Source organism: Acidiphilium sp. PA (genome assembly GCF_026191915.1).
Lineage (GTDB): Bacteria > Pseudomonadota > Alphaproteobacteria > Acetobacterales > Acetobacteraceae > Acidiphilium.
Genome location: NZ_JAIMBY010000002.1, coordinates 510,856 through 527,603 on the forward strand (window position 1 = coordinate 510,856; position 16,748 = coordinate 527,603).

The window sequence follows — 16,748 nt, forward strand, 5'->3', positions numbered from 1 at the left end:
GTAAGCGCTTCTTTTCCGATCAGAAAAGAAGCGCTGCCTTACTTTGCCGGCTTCTTGACTTCAGCGATTTTGGCGTCCGCCTTGGTTTCGGTCAGCACCGTGCTAACCGTGCTGCGCAGCACCGTCACGCGCACGTTCGGCGCAATATCGACCTCAATTTCCTCAGCACCTTCCGCCGCCTTGGCGACCTGGCCGATGATACCCCCGCCCGTGACCACCTTGTCCCCGCGCCGGATGCCGGCCAACCGCCCCTTCAGGGCCTTGGCCTGCTGCTGCTGCGGCCGGATGAGAATGAAGTAGAACACGATAACGATGAGAACGAGCGGCGCGAAACTGAAAATGGCCGACATACCGCCAGCGGCAGGGGCGGCGTCGGCGGCATAGGCGGTAGCAATGAACATGCGTGGTATCCTGATATGAAGTCGATGGTTGTCCTGCGTCGCGCGGGACCATAGTTTGCCGACCCGCCGCGTCAAGTCAGGAACCCCGATGAACGAAACGACCATTGATCTGCTCGCCCGCATCACCGCAGCGCTGGAGCGCCTGGCCCCGCCGCCCCCTGCCCCACCCTCAGTATACGGGCATGATGCGTTTGTCTGGCATCCGGCACGCCGCGTGCTGGAACCGGTGGTGCGTGTTTCACGCGTCGATATCGGCTTGTTGCGCGGGATCGATCGGCAAAAGCAGATCCTGCTCGAAAACACAGTACGGTTTGCCCGCGGCTTTTCAGCCAACAACGCCATGCTCTGGGGCGCGCGCGGCATGGGCAAATCCTCGCTCGTGAAGGCCGCGCACGCGGCGGCGAATGCGGAATTACCCGAAAGCCTGGCCCTGATTGAAATTCACCGCGAGGATATCGCGACATTACCGGATCTGCTGGATATCATCCGGCCCCAATCACGCAGAACTCTGGTATTGTGCGATGATCTTTCGTTCGAACGTGAGGATGCCGACTATAAGGCATTGAAATCGGTGCTGGATGGCGGGATCAAGGGGCGTCCGGAGAACGTGTTGTTCTATGCGACCTCGAACCGGCGGCATTTGATGCCGCGTGACATGATCGAGAATGAGCGCAGCACCGCCATCAACCCTTCAGAGGCGACCGAGGAAAAAGTGTCGCTATCGGACCGGTTCGGCATCTGGATCGGGTTTCACAACTGCGACCAATCCACTTTTTTCGCGATGATCGAGGGGTACGCCGCACGCTTCGCACTGCCGATCGATGCGGCAACGCTACAGGCGGAGGCGGTGGAATGGTCGGTGACAAGGGGAGCGCGGTCGGGGCGGGTCGCCTGGCAGTTCATCCAGGATTTGGCAGGCCGACTGGGCCACCCGATCGCCCTCGATCAGCGGGACTCTTGAAAAAATTTATTATTTGCAAATGTTGCGATGAGACCAGCCTGTACGCAAGTCTTGGCAATCGAATGGTCATCGGTGTGTAATCCACCCGCCGGAAGCACGCCTTGGTTGCGCCTGGCGCTGGCCGCAACGGAAATTTCGGCACGCGCATTGCTTGACATCGCGTATGGCAAACGGATTACACACGCTGAATAATGATGGAGCATCACGCCTGATGCGGCATATTTACAACCGACGACGTGGCTGGAGAGTCTGCTGATGCTGGATAGTGCAACGATGAACGGCGCTCTGCCGCCTTGGGAACCCGATGAACTTGGCCTGCCACGGGCCACGATTGTCAGTCTCACCGTCATGGCGGTGGTGCTTGGCGGCATTTTCTATGCCGGCACGCATTTGCCGCATGTGAGCAAGCCGGTAGTGCCGACCACCTATGTTCATATGGTCACCCTACCGCGGCCGAAGCCGCCACCGCCGCTGCCAAAGCCGCCACCGCCGGTCCCCGTGCCGGTCCCCAAGCCGATCATCCACCCGGTGATACAGCATGTTTCGCCGCGGCCGACCAAAATCCCGGTTCCGGTCAAGCATGTGATCATTCATCACAAACCACCGCCGCCGCTCAAAAAACCACCGCCGCCACCAGCCCCCCCGCCGGCGCCGGCCCAGCCGCCGTTCAACTTCAACGCCTACGCGGCCAGCCTGCGCGCACCCCTGCAGCAGCACGTGCCGATCAGCCGGGCGATGAAGATGCTGAACCTGCACGGCACAGCATATGTCGAGTTTACATTGACGCCGAGCGGGCATTTGGTCTCGGCATCGATCTATAAGAGCAGCGGCAATCCGCTGATCGACAAATCCGCATTGGAGACGGTCCTGCATTATCATTTCCCTGGGTTCCCAGGAACGCAGAACAAGGTGTTCGCCCTGCCGATTGAAATCGAGGCTGAGCAGTAGACTCGTTCAGATCCGATGACCGACAAGAAGCCCCACCACTGGTGGGGTTTTTTTATGCACTTGACGCTGTTTTAACGTATCGGGCCGCAATTTTAAGCGATTTCGAGGAGAACGCCAAAATTCACCAATATTCACATTTTTGTGATACGACACGGCTTGTGTACTAAATTACATAGAAGAACAGTTTTTCAGAACTTTGTTGTTGTGAAAACGTGAAACATGAATGAAACTTTCAAGCTGCGTCAGCCGTCACGACGCCCATCCTGATAATGCGCAGCATCCCTCAATGTTCCGTCTGATGTGGCCAAAAAGTCATATACAAAAGCGCCGCAGCCAGAAATTATATGCGCACCTGCCATGCTTAATGCTTTTGGCTGGGCGTCTGTCCTCTGATCAACTGGGAGCTTTGAATGATAAAATTGCGATCGGGTCATGGCCGATTATTCGTTTGGACCGCATGCTCCGTTGCATCCGGTATGGTGTTTTCGGCACGGGTTTGGGGTCAAACCGCGCCGGCGCCGGTGATTGTGCCAGAAACCGGCGCGGGCCCGATCATTCCGGGCGGGATGACCACACCGAACGCACAGGCAATTCACATAGCGAAGATCAAAAAGATCTACCACGAGCTCCTGCTTAAGGAGAAGAACCTCGCAACTGCCGTGTCGGTAATCACCCCAAAGCAGATCGCCGCCGAAGGCACCCAGACCGGCTCGATCCAATCGCTGCTGAAACAAACTCCCTCGGTCAACTCCTACCAGCAGAACATCGGCCAGGGTGTGCCGGAACTCACAATCCGCGGTGTCCGCAACTCCCAGCTCGCCGAAACCCTCAACGGCCTCGTGCCCCTTCAGGACCTGCTCTCCGGCGGCCAGGGCGCATTCCTCAGCAACAACGTCGGCTCCCCCGTCACCCTTGGCCAGCTCGGCGGCACCACCGTCTATCCCGGTGTCGCACCGCCGGACCGCCAGGGTTTCGCTACCGTTGGCGGTACCATCGCCTATGAGACCAAAAAACCCACCGCTCACCCTTATGCCGAAGTATTCGGCGGCATCGGCTCTTTTGACTCCAGCAACGCCGGCTTCGAAATCAACACCGGCAATATCGGCGCCGGCATCGATGCACCCCGCGTTCTGTTGCGCTATAATCAATCGTACACCGAAGGCTTCCCGGATAAAAACTCGATCCGCTCCGGCGACATGCTGTTCGAGGTTGAAAAACCCTACGACGAAGGCCTCTCACACATCTCCGCCACAGTCATCTATAACCGCGCGGATGGCTATATAGTGACCGCGCCTCTCGCGGTACCGCTAATCAACCAGAACAGCTACAGCTACAATTTCCCGCATTCGCTGACCTACACAAGGCAGAACAACAAATACCTCACCGCGATCCTCCACGACACCACCTACATCAACTCCCACCTCATTCTGAGCGCGAGCCTGTTCTATCTGCGCCAGCCCACCCAGTTCACCAGCTATCAGCAAGGCAATTCAATTGCCTACAATCCGGCCTTCCCATATCAGGTCACTTTCCAGGTGCCCTATTTCGCGTATGGCCCGAACTTCGGCCCCGGCAATTTCTACTACAAGCCCGGTTACTTCACCTATGATCCAGTCGCCTCGTTCGGCAGCTACACGAACGGTGAGTCGGCTGAAATCAGCACCGGTGGCACCCAGACCGTCGGCTTCACCCCGCGCATCAACATCTTTCTGCCACACAACGACATCACGGTCGGCGGTATCTTTACCAAGGAAATGGCGCTTGGCGGTGCCACCTATGTCTACGGTTCGATCCCGATGCCCGAGCAGATCGGCTACAACTCGTTTACTTTCGGCGGTGGCGCGCAGCGGACGATCTATTCAACCTACCTGCAGGACAAAATAAACCTACTGAACAACAAGCTGCATATCGAACCCGGTGTTTCGCTCACAGGCGTCTACAGCAGCACCATCGCCGCCTTTTCCTACACACAGACCAGCGCGGCCAACCCGACCGGCGGCTACAAACTCAGCAATTTCGGCAGCCAGGCCGACCCGTATCTGAGCGTCACCTACGACCTGCCGCATAATTTCGTCGCTTACGCCGAATACGGCAAAGGCGCGCGCTACGCCCCGATCGCGGATTATTCGCTCGGCACCAGTTCATCCGGCGGTGTCTCCAGTTCGACCAGCGCGCCGAAACCCGAAATCGTCCACGCCTATACCGCCGGCCTGCGCTATGACACGCCTAATCTTTACTTTAGTGTCGACGAATTCTACCAGAAACTGACGAGTGCCTTCTCCTTCTACACCAACTACCAGACCGGTGTGTCTTCCAACATCAACATCGGCGTACAGCAATTCCGCGGTCAGGAAGCATCGGCCAAGGTAAAGCTGACGCATAATCTCGAATTCTACGGCAATTTCGCCCACAACCAGTCGAACTACCTCGATCAATATTATGCCAACGACACCCCGTTCCAGGGCCAGTTCGGCTATGTCTTTAAGGGTAATCCGCTGGCATCCGTGCCGAACTTCACCGGCAATTTCGGCCTTGACTACGAGAACGGTCCTTACTCGGCCCGCATCTCCGGCCACTACACCGGCCAGCAGGTCATCACCGGTGATCTGCCGCCGCAACTGCCGAACGCCCCGCAGATCTCGCCGCTTGGTCCAAACAGCACATTGGCTCTCGCCACCATTCCCTTCGTGCCCTCTGTTCAGGCCAACCTCGCGAATTCGCTGGGTGGCTACGGTCCCATTCCGCACTTCCGCCTGCCCGCCTACCTGACGATGAACATGTTCCTTAGCTACAAGCTAATGATGCATGGCTACGATCATCTCCAGTACCTGAAGTTCTCGCTCAACGTGCAAAACCTGCTCGGGCTGCACGCCTATCAGCACTATTTTCTCGCCCCTGCCGAACTGCCGCAGAACGGTGGGTTCGCCCTCACCCCAACCTACGCTTCCGCTTACAACGTGATCCCGCGGTCAATCTTTTTCAACGTGACTGCACGATTCTGAAATTTGCTATCTTGCCTAAAAAACCGGCCTTCTGGCCGGTTTTTTTTGCAAATTGCAAAAAAATTTTAGCAGTTCGGTGATGCGAAGTTTTACCGATTGAACTATCCCGACAGTGTAGTTTTTTTGCAACGCGGATTGAACCCGGCAATAAATTGTCGTGTGGCGTTTTTGTTACACGCACTTTTGACCGTTATTTTGCGAAATACGGCAATAATGGTTCCGCAAGACAACCAATACGATAGAAAATTGTACCGATACGATTGCGTAAATATTTGGAACGCGTGCTTGGCGCTCTTGGCACCCGCAATCGGCCCATGCGACATACGCACCTCTGAATCGCGCTCATCGTGCCATGCGATGCGCGCCGGGAACTGGTTTCAATGGTCCATCGGGGCCCTGGGAGTTGTCTATGCAAGTGGGAACATCGCGCAAGCGAATTTTGCTGATCACCGCCTGCTCTGTTGCGAGCGGCATGGTGTTTTCAGCACGGGTCTGGGCGCAAAGTGCCCCCGCCCCGATTATTGTACCGAGCACACCGGACACCGGTGCCACGCCGATTTTGCCGACCGGCACCGGCACGCCGAGCGCACAGGCAGTTCATATTGCGAAGATCCGCAAGATTTATCATCGCCTCCTGCTCAAGGAAAAGAACATCGCAGCCGCGGTATCTTTCATCGACAAACATCAGATCGAGGCAGAAGGCCCGAGCGGCTCCATCCAGAGCCTTTTGAAACAGACGCCTTCGGTGAACGAATACCAGCAGGGCCTTGGCCAGGCGGTTCCGGTTCTGACGATTCGTGGCGTTCGTAACAGTCAGCTGGCTCAAACACTCGACGGCATTCCGTTGCAGGATCTACTCTCGGGTGGCCAGGGATCATTCCTGAATAACAATGTCGGCTCACCGGTCACTCTGGGGCAGATTTCCAATACGGCCGTGTACCCCGGCGTTGCCCCGCCAAACCGGCAAGGTTTTGCGACGATCGGCGGTACCATCGCATACACACTGAAAAAACCGAGTTCAAAGCCGAGCGCTGAGATATTTGCCGGCTATGGATCGTTTGATACCAGCCACATCGGAATTGAGCTGAACACCGGTGCCTACAAAAATCAAATCGATGGCGTCCGCGCCCTCTTGCGCTATACCCAATCCTATACTGCGGGCTACATCGATAACACCAATGCGCGCTACGGCGATTTGTTGTTAGCACTTGACAAGCCATACAACGACGGTCTGTCACATCTTACCGCCGACGTTATCTACAATCGCGGTCAAGGGTATGTGCTCACCTCACCGCTACCGGTGCCGGAATTGCAGCAGAACGGCGCCAGCTTCAACTTTCCGAAATCAGATACGTATAACCGTCAGAACGATAAATACCTGACCGTTATTCTGGGCGACCAAACCTATATCAACCAGAACGTCATCGCCAGCGCGAAAGTATTCTACATCCACAGTGAGAGCGACCAGACCAATTATCTGTCGCCGGCATTCAACCCCAGCGTTTACAACCCGGCCCAGCCCTATGGTATCGATGGGCAGGCCCTGTCGCAGTTTTATACCGCCAGCAACTTCGGGCCCGGCAACACCTTCTACAAGCCGGGCTTGTTCACCTACAACCCCTCGGCGGTATTCGGCCAGGCCTATGCTGGCATCAACGCGACGCAGACCAACGACCATACGACGACCATCGGATTTACGCCCCGCGTTCATATTTTTGCGGGTGTCAACAACATCACGGTCGGTGGCTTGTTCGCCAAGGAAACATCGGCAGGGTCGCAGTACATCTATGGCACCGATCCGATGCCCCAGATCGCCGGATATAACTCTTTTGCATTGGGCGGCGGCGCACAGCGCACGATTTACACGGTGTTCGCGTCTGACAAGATCGAGTTGCTGAACAACAAGTTGCAGATTGAACCGGGCATCAGCCTGACCGGTGTCTACAGCTCGAACAAAGTGCCCCTGAGCTATTTCCACTCCCAGGGCTATAAGCTTGCGAATTACGGCAAGACGGCCGAGCCATACCTCGGCGTGAGTTATCAGTTGCCGTACAACATGGTCGCATTCGCCAGTTACGGCAAAGGCGCACGTTTCGCACCGACCACGGATTATTCGCTGGGCTCAGCGGGTAGTTCGACGTCTGCACCGAAACCCGAAATTGTTCATGCCTATCAGGCGGGTCTGCGCTATGACACGCCGAACCTGTACTTGAAAGCGGATTATTTCTACCAAAAGATTACCAGCGCTTTCTCGTTCTTCACGAACTATAACACGGGCTTGTCGTCGTACATCAATGTTGGTGCACAGCAGTTCAGTGGTGTCGAGGCATCTGGTAAATATCGCCTGACACCGAGCGTTGTTTTGTTTGGTAATGCGTCCTACAACAGGGCCCGTTATCTGAACAGCTACGCAGCAAACGTAACGCCGTTCCAGGGTCAGTTCGGTTATGCTTTCAAAGGCGATCCGGTCACATCGGCGCCCGCATGGCTGGGTAACTTCGGCGTGACTTATAACGATGGCCCGTATTCGGCGCGGATTGCCGGCCAGTATACCGGGCAGCAGTATACCACGTTCGATTACAACCCAACCGATGCGGCCTATATTCCGGGAACAGCGCAACCTGCCTCGGGCTTTCCGGGCATTCAATACGGCCTGCAAACGGCGCCGAACAAGTCGTTCCTGCTGCCGGGCTTCCTGACACTCAACGTGTTGCTGAAATACAATGTGCCAGTGCACTTCCAGTCCATCAAGGTCCTGACGTTGTCACTCAACGTCAAGAACCTGCTCGGTCTGAATTACTACAACCACTTCTACAACGTGTATCAGCAGATCTCGGGTAACAGCCCGACCGGGTTCCTCGCGACGTCGCCATACGCAGCGGCTTTCTACGGCCCGCCGCGCACCATCTTCGCGAGCGTGTCGGCGAAGTTCTGATCGTCTGCCTGGCTTGTCACACGGGGTCGCGTCATGCGCGGCCCCGTTGTGCGATCCGGCATGAATCTCAGCTAAAAATGTGTTGAATATTTCAAGTCTGACTACACATCGGACATAGTTTTTCGGGCATTTTTTATTGGCGTTTTTGCTTTCCAAGCAAGCGGAAACCTGCTTGACGAGCGTTCCATGGATCAGCGGGATCGAGGGGTGATCATGATGGCAGCAGATGTACAGACAGGTTTGAACAACCGGTTCGCCGGCCTGCGTCGCTGCCTGCTGTCTGCCCTGCTCGCCCTGCCCATCACCGCCATCGCCGCAGCACCACAGACATGTGGCACCGTGATCGTACCGCCCGGCGTCGGCCTTGGCACGCCACCGGCTTCAGTAACCTCACTCAATCCGTTGTTAATCGGGTCGACCTACGATGGCGAGGCGGTGTCGCTCCTGTACGAGGGGCTGTTGTTCGTTAATTCGAAACACCAGATCGACTACTCGCGCAGCATTGCCACCGGCGTGACCGTCTCGGCCGATGATACGACATTTACCGTAACAATGCGGCCATGGACCTGGTCCGATGGCCAGCCGGTGACGGCATCCGACGTCAAATACACATATGATCTGATCAAGAAACTCGGGCCCACCTACCCCGATTACGGCGGCGGCGGGATACCGACGGCAGTTAAAGCATTTACCGTGATGAACCCGAACCAGTTTAAAATCGTCACGACACATCCGGTCAATCCGATCTGGTTCGAGTTGGTCGGGCTCTCGCAGTTGACACCCTATCCCCAGCACGTCTGGGGCAAGTACTCAGTCAATCAGATGTGGCGGCGCCAATCCAACCCAGCCTTTTTCAAGGTGGTGGATGGGCCGTTCCGGTTGGTGAGCTTCGCGCTTGGCCGCCATATCGTATTCGGACCCAACCCGACCTACCAGGGGCACCGCGCGAAAATTCATCGCTTCATCATGACGTTTCTGCACAGTGCAGGTTCAGAGATCGAGGGTATGCGCAGCGGCTCGATCGACATGAGCAACCTGCCGTTTTCACTCTGGAAAGCCGGGCATGAGCTGAAAAACGTCCGGATCGTCCGGATGCCGCCCAATTTCGGTTTCGACTACATACAGTTGAACTACAAAAATCCGAAAGTATCCTTTTTCCGAAACGTGAAGGTTCGCCAGGCCATTGCCGACTCATTGAACGAGAGGGCGAAGATCAAACTGCTGTTCCACAATACCACCAACGTCCAGCATGGGCCGGTGCCGGTTGACCCGCCGACGTTTCTCTCGCCTGCGGCCAAGGCCGGGCAATATCCGGTGGGTTTCAATCCTGCCAAGGCACGCAAGCTGCTCGATGAAGCCGGTTGGAAAATGGGCCCCGATGGCATCAGGCAAAAAGATGGGCGCAAATTGAGCTTCACCTACCTCGCCTCGTCAGGCGGCGCGACGGCAATGCTGTCGCATGAGATGACGCAACAATCGTTACGCGCCATCGGAATCGACATGAAGATCCGCCAGGTAACGTTCAACCAGCTACTGGCGATCGTCAACCGTCCACTTGCCTGGGAGGCCACGGGGTTCGGCTGGAGCCTTGGCTCCTATCCGTCCGATGGGGCGCAACTGCGCACCGGCGGCAGCTACAATCAGGCGGGCTATAGCGACAAGAAAATGGATCGATTGCTCGATGCCGTCACGACCACGCCCGGCATGGACGCACTCTATAAGTACCAGGACTATGCAAGTGAACAGCAACCCGAGATTTTCGAGGAAGAGCCCGGCGTGGTCGTGCTTGCGAACCCGCATCTCCGAGGTGTCCGAAAATTTCTGAGCGGGGGCGCATGGCAGGCGAATTATCTGTATTTCGATAAATCATCCTGCACAGCGCGGCTAGCGGATGACACAGCGCCTTGACGCAACGCACGATTAGGACGGGAGATCGCCCATGCTGCGCATGATCGCCAACCGGCTTGCTACGGCTGTTCTGTCGTTGGCGATTCTGATCACCATCGTTTTCTTCATGACGCACGCAACCCCCGGCGGCCCGGCGTTTTCAATCCTCGGCCAGAAGGCAACGCCACAGGCGGTGCAGCAGTTGAACGCCCGCCTCGGCCTCGCGGCCCCGCTATGGCAGCAATATCTGCTCTGGTGGTGGCATCTGCTCCAGGGCCGGCTCGGCTATTCCTACCTGCTCAACCGGCCGGTGACGCAGCTGGTCGGTGATTACATGATGAATACGCTGGCGCTCTATGTCGGTGCCATCCTGCTCTCGCTGGTGCTGTCGATCGGCATCGGGCTGGTGCAGGGCGTTACGTATGGACGGTGGCCGGCGCGGCTGATCTGGGCGTTGCAACTCTCGCTCTATGCGCTGCCGACGTTTTTCGTCGGCACCATGTTCATTCTGTATTTCGGCGTGAAATGGGGCGTGCTGCCCACCGGCGGCATCACCAATCTGCGGCTCGAACATCCCGGCCTGCTCGACTATGGGCGGCACCTCGCGCTGCCAGTGCTGACGATCGGGCTGCTCGGCGTCTCCGGCCTGTCGCTCTACTTCGGCACATCGGTGCATGAGGAACTCGGGAAGGATTATGTGCGCACCGCCCTCGCCAAGGGGCTGACGTTTCGGGCGGTGCTGTTCAAGCATGTCTTGCGCAATGCGCTCCGGCCGCTGGTGACCATTCTGGGCCTCGCATTTCCCGGTATATTCGCAGGCTCGGTGCTGGTGGAAACCGTGTTCAACTACCCGGGTCTCGGCTACCTGTTATGGCGTTCGGCGCTGTCACAGGATTATCCGGTGATTTCGGCTATCGTCCTGTTGATCGGCGCGCTCACCGTCATCGGCAATCTGCTGGCGGATCTGGTCAACGGCTTACTCGATCCCAGGGAGCGCTACGAATGAGCAACGCACTCGGCGAAACCTTCCACGCCCCTGGCGGCGCCTTGCGGCGTTCGGCCGTCGAACGTGCCGCGAACTGGCTCGGCGATCGCGGCACACTGGTCACCGGCCTCACCCTCGCGGCGATCATCCTCCTGTTCAGCCTGATCGGGCCGTATCTCTACACCGCCAGCCCTTATGCGATCCACGGGCATCATGCCCTCGAAGCACCGAGCACCGCCTTCCCGCTGGGCACCGACCAGATCGGGCGCGATGAACTGGCACGGCTGATCGCCGGCGGCTACGCCACTTTGGTGGTCAGTATCCCGGCCGCGATCCTGACCTTTCTACTCGGCATCACCTATGGTCTGGCGGCCGCGCTCAGCCCGTCCTGGTTCGACAAGGTATTGATGCGCGTGCTCGATGCGATCCTGGCACTCCCCGGCCTCGTGGTTCTGATTTTCTTTTCGGCGTTGTTCACCCCCGGCAATCTCGAGCTGATCCTGCTGCTCGGCCTGACATCCTGGCCCGGCCTCGCGCGCATCGTGCGGAACGAAGCGATCGCCCAGCGCAACCGCGATTTCATCCTCGCAACCCGGCAGTTCGGCGGCGGCACCTGGTATATCGCGCGCGCACACATCCTGCGGGTCATGGCGCCAATTCTGGTGGTCAACGCAACCTTCCTGGTGGGTGATTCCGTCCTGGCGCTATCCGGGCTCAGCTTTCTCGGCCTTGGCGTGCAGCCGCCCTATACCAGCTGGGGCGGCTTGCTGCAGACCGGCCTCAACCTGATCGCGCTGGACCCCTGGTGGATGATCCTGCCGGCCGGCTTGATGATTTTCCTGTCGATCATGGCAGCCAATCTGATCGGTCAGGGCCTGCTCGCGCGATTCGGTGCGGCCCGATGAGCGCGGTCCTCACGCTCGATCGGCTTTCCGTCGCACTCAAACGCGGTCGTGGCAAACCGATCGCGGTGCTCGACGACATCAACCTGACCGTCAACGCCGGCGAAATGACCGCGCTGGTCGGCGAAAGCGGGTCGGGCAAGACCATTGCCTCCCTCGGCGTAATCCGCCTGTTGCCGCGCAGTGCCAAAGTTTCCGGCCGGGTGATCCTGGCCGGCACGGATCTGACCAGCCTCACCGAGTCTGAAATGCGCAGCGTGCGCGGCCGCGACATCGGCATGGTGTTTCAGAACCCGCTCTCCGCGCTCAACCCGACGACGCGTGTGGGCAATCAGATCGCCGAAGTCTATCGTCTGCATACCGGCGAGACGGATCGCGCCGCCCGCGCCCGCGCGCTCGATCTGCTGGGTGAGGTCGGCATCCCCGAGCCCGCCGACCGGCTCGATGATTATCCGCATCAGTTTTCCGGCGGCATGCGCCAACGCGTGATGATCGCGATGGCGTTGGCCTGCTCACCGAAACTGCTGATCGCCGATGAACCAACCACCGGGCTTGATCTGCTGGTTGCGCGCCAGATTCTCGCCCTGCTCAGCCGGCTGCGGCGCGAACACCGGATGGGCGTATTGTTCATCACCCATGATCTGTCGATCGTCGAGCAACATGCCGACCAGGTGCATGTGCTCTACGCTGGCAAATCGGTCGAATGGGGCACCGCAAGGTCGTTCTTCGCCCAGCCGCGTCACCCCTACAGCCAGGCGCTGCTCGGCGCGGTGCCGCGGCTCGGCCAGACGCGCCTGGCCAGTATTCCCGGCAATCTGCCCGATCCGGAAACCCGGCCGCCCGGCTGCCGCTTCGCCCCGCGCTGCGCGTTCCGCGAGCCCGCCTGCGAAACCGCCTACCCGGCGCCGGAGACAACCGGCGGCACGATGTTCGCATGCCGGCGCGGCCGCGAAATCAATCCCGCCGCAATGCTCGATGCCGTCCTCGATGATCCGGCGCCGATCGCCGCCCCATCGCGCGGCACGGCGCTGGAAGTGACCAGGCTCCACGTCGATTACGAGCGGACGGCCACAAGCTTTTTCCAGGGCATGATCGGGCGCAAGGATAAAATGCGCGCCCTGAGCGAAATTTCATTCAGTCTCGGGCAGGGCGAATGCCTTGGCATCGTCGGGCAGAGCGGATCGGGCAAATCCACCCTGGGCCGCGCCGTGTTGCAGATGATCCCGTATCAAGGTCACGTTATCTTGAACGGCGAAGCCTTCGACACGATGCCGCGGCAGCGGCGCAAGCGCGCCCGGCGCAGCATCCAGGTGGTGTTCCAGGACCCGAAAGAATCGATGAATCCGCGCATGCGGATCGGTGACATCGTTGCCGAACCCCTGAAACTCGCCGGAATGCGCGGCCAGCGTGCACGAATGGCGCAGGCGGCCGCTCTGCTCGACCGTGTGGGGCTTTCCGAGCGCATGCTGAACCTGTTTCCCGGCTCGGTGTCCGGCGGCCAGGCGCAGCGGATCGCGATCGCGCGGGCCTTGGCCACGAATCCCGGCATAATCGTGCTTGACGAACCTACTTCGAGTCTCGATGTTTCAACGCAGGCTCTGTTGCTGAACCTTTTGAAAGATTTGGCGCGTCAAGATGGTTTGAGCTATATGCTGATCAGTCATGACATTGCTGCAGTCAGCTATATGGCCGACCGGATTGCCGTTTTGAACGGGGGTCGCATGGTTGAGTTCGGGACTGCGCAGGACGTGCTGACGCGACCAACCAATGCCTACACGCGCGAATTGATCGCCGCCTCGCCGCATTTCCGCACGAACCAACCGGGCGGACCGACTGAAACTATGGAATTTAACCCTTCAACCGTACAGCCGTCCGCCGTTTAAACTGCGACTGCATAGACCTAGGAGTTTGACCCATGAATGAAATCGTCCGACTTGTCCTGCTCACGGGTGGCCTCCTGGCCGTGATGCCCCTGTTACTGCTCATCACGCTGGTCGTTGCGTTCGAGCGCCTCTATTTGCTGAAAAAGACCATCAACGCGGGCAGCCGCATCCATGCCAAACTCCGGCAGGTCGGCTACGGCAATGTCGATGGCCTCCGCGAACTCGCCGAGGCCAACAGCAAAACGCTGCAGGGCCATCTGATCGTCACCGCCCTCGCCTCGCGCGGCGAGACCATGGACGAGCTCGACAATCATCTCGAGGAAGAAATCATGGACAGCATGCCGCGGATCAATCGCGGTCTCTGGATCCTCGACACCTCGGTCACCATTGCACCGCTGCTGGGCCTGTTCGGCACCATCATCGGCATGATCCAGGCGTTCAACGTGCTGTCCGCCCATGGCGGTCCGGCCAAGGTGACTGGCGGCATCGCGGATGCGTTGGTCTCGACCGGCGCGGGTCTGCTGATTGCGATCATCGCGGTGTATTTCGTCAACTACTTCAATGCCCTCAGCCGCCGCATCATCCAGCAGCTCGAACTGATCAAGGTCGTTCTGATCAACCGGTTCCACACCCGTGGCCTGGCGGACGGCACGGTCGGTGCGCCGTCCACCATGGCGGAATCCCGCGCTGCCGCCGAACTCGCGAGGGTCTGAGCCATGCGCCGCAAATCCAACCTGATGGAGCGCGAGCGCCCGCGTCTCGAAATCGTCCCGATGATCGACATCATGATGTTCCTTCTTGTGTTCTTCGTGATGATCGTCCTGAAGATGATCCCCGATTCCGGCGTCAAGCTGCAACTGCCGGGCGCATCCACCGCCAACGAGCTCAAACCCACGCAGATCGTCATCATGATCGATCCGCAGGGTGGCCTGCACGTGAAGAACCAGGATATCACGCGGGCCGGGCTGCAGACCTATCTGACCGGACTGTACGATACCAACAAGAAGATCGACGTGATCATCGCCGGCGATAAATCGGTGAAGTATCAGCGGATCATGCAGGTCATGAACGCGGTGCGGAAATCCGGCATCACCGATGTCGGGCTTGCCACCAAGCACTGAAACCGCGGTTGCGTTGCGGGCGGCGTTCCTGGCCTATCTGGCCGGCGAACGTCGCGGCGCCGCCAAGACGATCGAGACCTATGGCGGCGATCTGGCCGCGTTTATCGGCTTTCTGACCTTTCATATCGCAAGCGAACCGACCGGGGCGGACCTCGCAGCGGTCTCGCTGGCCGATCTGCGCGCATACCTGGCGCGGGTTGCCGCCCACGGCGCCGGCAACGCCACGCGGGCGAAAAAACTCTCGGCCATCCGCAGCTTCTATCGTTACCTTCGGCTGCGCCACGGCATCACGAATGAAGCGCCTGGCCTGATCCTGACGCCGCGTAGCCGCCGCCCGCTGCCGCGCGCGCTGACCGCACCGGATGCCCGCGCGGTCGTCGAGGCGCTGGGCGATACCGCGACGAGCCAGGCCCTCGCCGCGCGCGACAACGCGGTGATGGCCCTGTTGTACGGCGCCGGGCTGCGCATCAACGAGGCGCTTTCACTCGACTGGCGCGACCTGCCGCCGCCGGATGCTCCGCTGCGTGTGCGCGGCAAGGGCGGCAGGCAACGCATCGTGCCACTGCTGGCGGCGGTGCGCGCGGCACTCGCCGATTGGGCCGCCCACCACCCCGCTCCGGCGCCGGATGCGCCGCTGTTTCTCGGCGCGCGCGGTGCGCGGCTGAATGCCGGGGTGGTGCAAAAGCATCTTCGCGCGTTTCGCCGCGCCAACGGGCTGCCCGAGCACGCGACGCCGCATGCGCTGCGTCACTCCTTCGCCACGCATCTGCTGGCCGCCGGGGCGGATCTGCGCGCAATCCAGGAACTGCTCGGCCACGCCAGCCTGTCGACCACGCAGCGCTACACCGCGGTCGATACCGCGCAACTGCTATCGGTGTGGCAGAACGCCCACCCGCGCGCCAGGTCCTGATCAGACGAGACAGGCGGCGGATCGAGTGCTAAAGACTGTCCCTCATCGATAAGGGACGGAAACATGAACCAGCAGAATCGCTTCGATCAACAATGCGCCGTGGTAACCGGCGGTGCCGCCGGCATCGGCCTCGCCGTGGCCGGCCGGATCATTGCCGAGGGGGGGCGCGTGGCCATCTGGGACCGCAACCCGGCCGATATCGATGCTGCGGTAGCAAAATTCGGCGATCAGGCTATGGGCGTGCCGGTCGATGTGACCGATTGGGCGGCGATCGAACAGGCGGCGCAAACGACGGATGCGGCGTTCGGCCATATCGATATCCTGATCGCCAGCGCCGGCATCACAGGCCCGAACGCGACCACATGGGAGTATCCGGTCGCGGACTGGCAGCAGGTGTTCGCCGTCAATCTGCACGGTGTGTTCCACGCCAACAAGGCCGTCGTGCCTTACATGCTGGCCAGGGATACCGGCCGGATCGTCAACATCGCCTCCATTGCCGGCAAGGAGGGCAATCCCAACGCCTCGGCCTACAGCGCCTCGAAGGCAGCCGTGATCGGCCTGACCAAATCGCTCGGCAAGGAACTCGCCAAGTCCGGCATCACCGTCAATTGCGTCACGCCGGCCGCCGTCCGCACCGCGATTTTCGATCAGATGACCCAGCAGCATATCGATTTCATGCTCTCGAAAATCCCGATGGGGCGCTTCGGCACGGTCGATGAAATTGCAGCGCTGGTCTGCTGGCTCGCATCCCGCGAGTGCTCATTCACGACCGGCGGCGTATTCGATATTTCCGGCGGCCGCGCGACCTATTGA

Annotated in this window: 14 protein-coding genes; 12 read left to right on the top strand and 2 right to left on the bottom strand. The window is 59.4% G+C overall.

The annotated features are described in order from the left end of the window. Positions 1-38: 38 nt before the first annotated feature. Positions 39-401, bottom strand: a complete 363-nt coding sequence (gene yajC, locus AruPA_RS05960; RefSeq protein WP_265635723.1) for a preprotein translocase subunit YajC — start codon at positions 399-401, stop codon at positions 39-41. Positions 402-489: 88 nt separating this feature from the next. Here yajC and AruPA_RS05965 point away from each other — a divergent pair, with 88 nt between their 5' ends. After that, positions 490-1,362, top strand: a complete 873-nt coding sequence (locus AruPA_RS05965) for an ATP-binding protein (protein WP_265635724.1) — start codon at positions 490-492, stop codon at positions 1,360-1,362. Here AruPA_RS05965 and AruPA_RS05970 read toward each other — a convergent pair. Continuing rightward, positions 1,347-1,520 (bottom strand): hypothetical protein, encoded by a 174-nt coding sequence (locus AruPA_RS05970; protein WP_265635725.1) that lies wholly within the window; start codon positions 1,518-1,520, stop codon positions 1,347-1,349. The genes AruPA_RS05965 and AruPA_RS05970 overlap by 16 nt on opposite strands. Before the next feature lie 97 nt (positions 1,521-1,617). Between AruPA_RS05970 and AruPA_RS05975 the strand changes: the two genes are divergently transcribed. The 11 genes from AruPA_RS05975 (at position 1,618) to AruPA_RS06025 (ending at position 16,748) form a co-directional block, all read left to right on the top strand. Continuing rightward, a complete protein-coding gene (locus tag AruPA_RS05975; RefSeq protein ID WP_265635726.1) occupies positions 1,618-2,310 on the top strand; it encodes an energy transducer TonB in 693 nt (230 codons plus the stop codon). 479 nt (positions 2,311-2,789) lie between these two features. Further along, positions 2,790-5,312: a TonB-dependent receptor gene (locus AruPA_RS05980; RefSeq protein WP_265635727.1), complete on the top strand. Its 2,523-nt coding sequence runs from the start codon at positions 2,790-2,792 to the stop codon at positions 5,310-5,312. Between the two features lie 439 nt (positions 5,313-5,751). Then, a complete protein-coding gene (locus tag AruPA_RS05985; RefSeq protein WP_265635728.1) occupies positions 5,752-8,247 on the top strand; it encodes a TonB-dependent receptor in 2,496 nt (831 codons plus the stop codon). A gap of 339 nt (positions 8,248-8,586) precedes the next feature. Continuing rightward, positions 8,587-10,155, top strand: coding sequence for a peptide ABC transporter substrate-binding protein (locus AruPA_RS05990; RefSeq protein ID WP_265635729.1), 1,569 nt, complete (start codon positions 8,587-8,589; stop codon positions 10,153-10,155). A gap of 31 nt (positions 10,156-10,186) precedes the next feature. Continuing rightward, on the top strand, positions 10,187-11,140 hold the full coding sequence (locus tag AruPA_RS05995) for an ABC transporter permease (RefSeq protein ID WP_265635730.1): 954 nt from the start codon (positions 10,187-10,189) through the stop codon (positions 11,138-11,140). Then, positions 11,137-12,024, top strand: a complete 888-nt coding sequence (locus AruPA_RS06000) for an ABC transporter permease (RefSeq protein ID WP_265635731.1) — start codon at positions 11,137-11,139, stop codon at positions 12,022-12,024. The genes AruPA_RS05995 and AruPA_RS06000 overlap by 4 nt, the downstream gene beginning before the upstream one ends. Next, positions 12,021-13,904, top strand: a complete 1,884-nt coding sequence (locus tag AruPA_RS06005; RefSeq protein WP_265635732.1) for an ABC transporter ATP-binding protein — start codon at positions 12,021-12,023, stop codon at positions 13,902-13,904. Before AruPA_RS06000 ends, AruPA_RS06005 begins: the two co-directional genes overlap by 4 nt. A 32-nt stretch (positions 13,905-13,936) precedes the next feature. Next, a complete protein-coding gene (locus AruPA_RS06010; RefSeq protein WP_265635733.1) occupies positions 13,937-14,617 on the top strand; it encodes a MotA/TolQ/ExbB proton channel family protein in 681 nt (226 codons plus the stop codon). Between the two features lie 3 nt (positions 14,618-14,620). After that, a complete protein-coding gene (locus AruPA_RS06015) occupies positions 14,621-15,025 on the top strand; it encodes a biopolymer transporter ExbD (RefSeq protein ID WP_029311082.1) in 405 nt (134 codons plus the stop codon). Then, entirely contained in the window at positions 15,000-15,935 is a 936-nt protein-coding gene (locus tag AruPA_RS06020) for a tyrosine recombinase XerC (protein WP_265635734.1), read from the top strand. Before AruPA_RS06015 ends, AruPA_RS06020 begins: the two co-directional genes overlap by 26 nt. Positions 15,936-15,998: 63 nt before the next feature. Continuing rightward, positions 15,999-16,748 carry an SDR family NAD(P)-dependent oxidoreductase gene (locus tag AruPA_RS06025; RefSeq protein WP_265635735.1) on the top strand — a complete coding sequence of 250 codons (750 nt, stop codon included), beginning with the start codon at positions 15,999-16,001 and terminating at the stop codon, positions 16,746-16,748.

Coding starts and splice junctions, on each gene's coding strand:
- AruPA_RS05975 (WP_265635726.1), top strand. CDS start 1,618: ATGCTGGATAGTGCAACGATGAACGGCGCTCTGCCGCCTTGGGAACCC.
- AruPA_RS06005 (WP_265635732.1), top strand. CDS start 12,021: ATGAGCGCGGTCCTCACGCTCGATCGGCTTTCCGTCGCACTCAAACGC.
- AruPA_RS05965 (WP_265635724.1), top strand. CDS start 490: ATGAACGAAACGACCATTGATCTGCTCGCCCGCATCACCGCAGCGCTG.
- AruPA_RS05995 (WP_265635730.1), top strand. CDS start 10,187: ATGCTGCGCATGATCGCCAACCGGCTTGCTACGGCTGTTCTGTCGTTG.
- AruPA_RS06010 (WP_265635733.1), top strand. CDS start 13,937: ATGAATGAAATCGTCCGACTTGTCCTGCTCACGGGTGGCCTCCTGGCC.
- AruPA_RS06015 (WP_029311082.1), top strand. CDS start 14,621: ATGCGCCGCAAATCCAACCTGATGGAGCGCGAGCGCCCGCGTCTCGAA.
- yajC (WP_265635723.1), bottom strand. CDS start 401: ATGTTCATTGCTACCGCCTATGCCGCCGACGCCGCCCCTGCCGCTGGC.
- AruPA_RS06025 (WP_265635735.1), top strand. CDS start 15,999: ATGAACCAGCAGAATCGCTTCGATCAACAATGCGCCGTGGTAACCGGC.
- AruPA_RS05970 (WP_265635725.1), bottom strand. CDS start 1,520: ATGTCAAGCAATGCGCGTGCCGAAATTTCCGTTGCGGCCAGCGCCAGG.
- AruPA_RS06000 (WP_265635731.1), top strand. CDS start 11,137: ATGAGCAACGCACTCGGCGAAACCTTCCACGCCCCTGGCGGCGCCTTG.
- AruPA_RS06020 (WP_265635734.1), top strand. CDS start 15,000: ATGTCGGGCTTGCCACCAAGCACTGAAACCGCGGTTGCGTTGCGGGCG.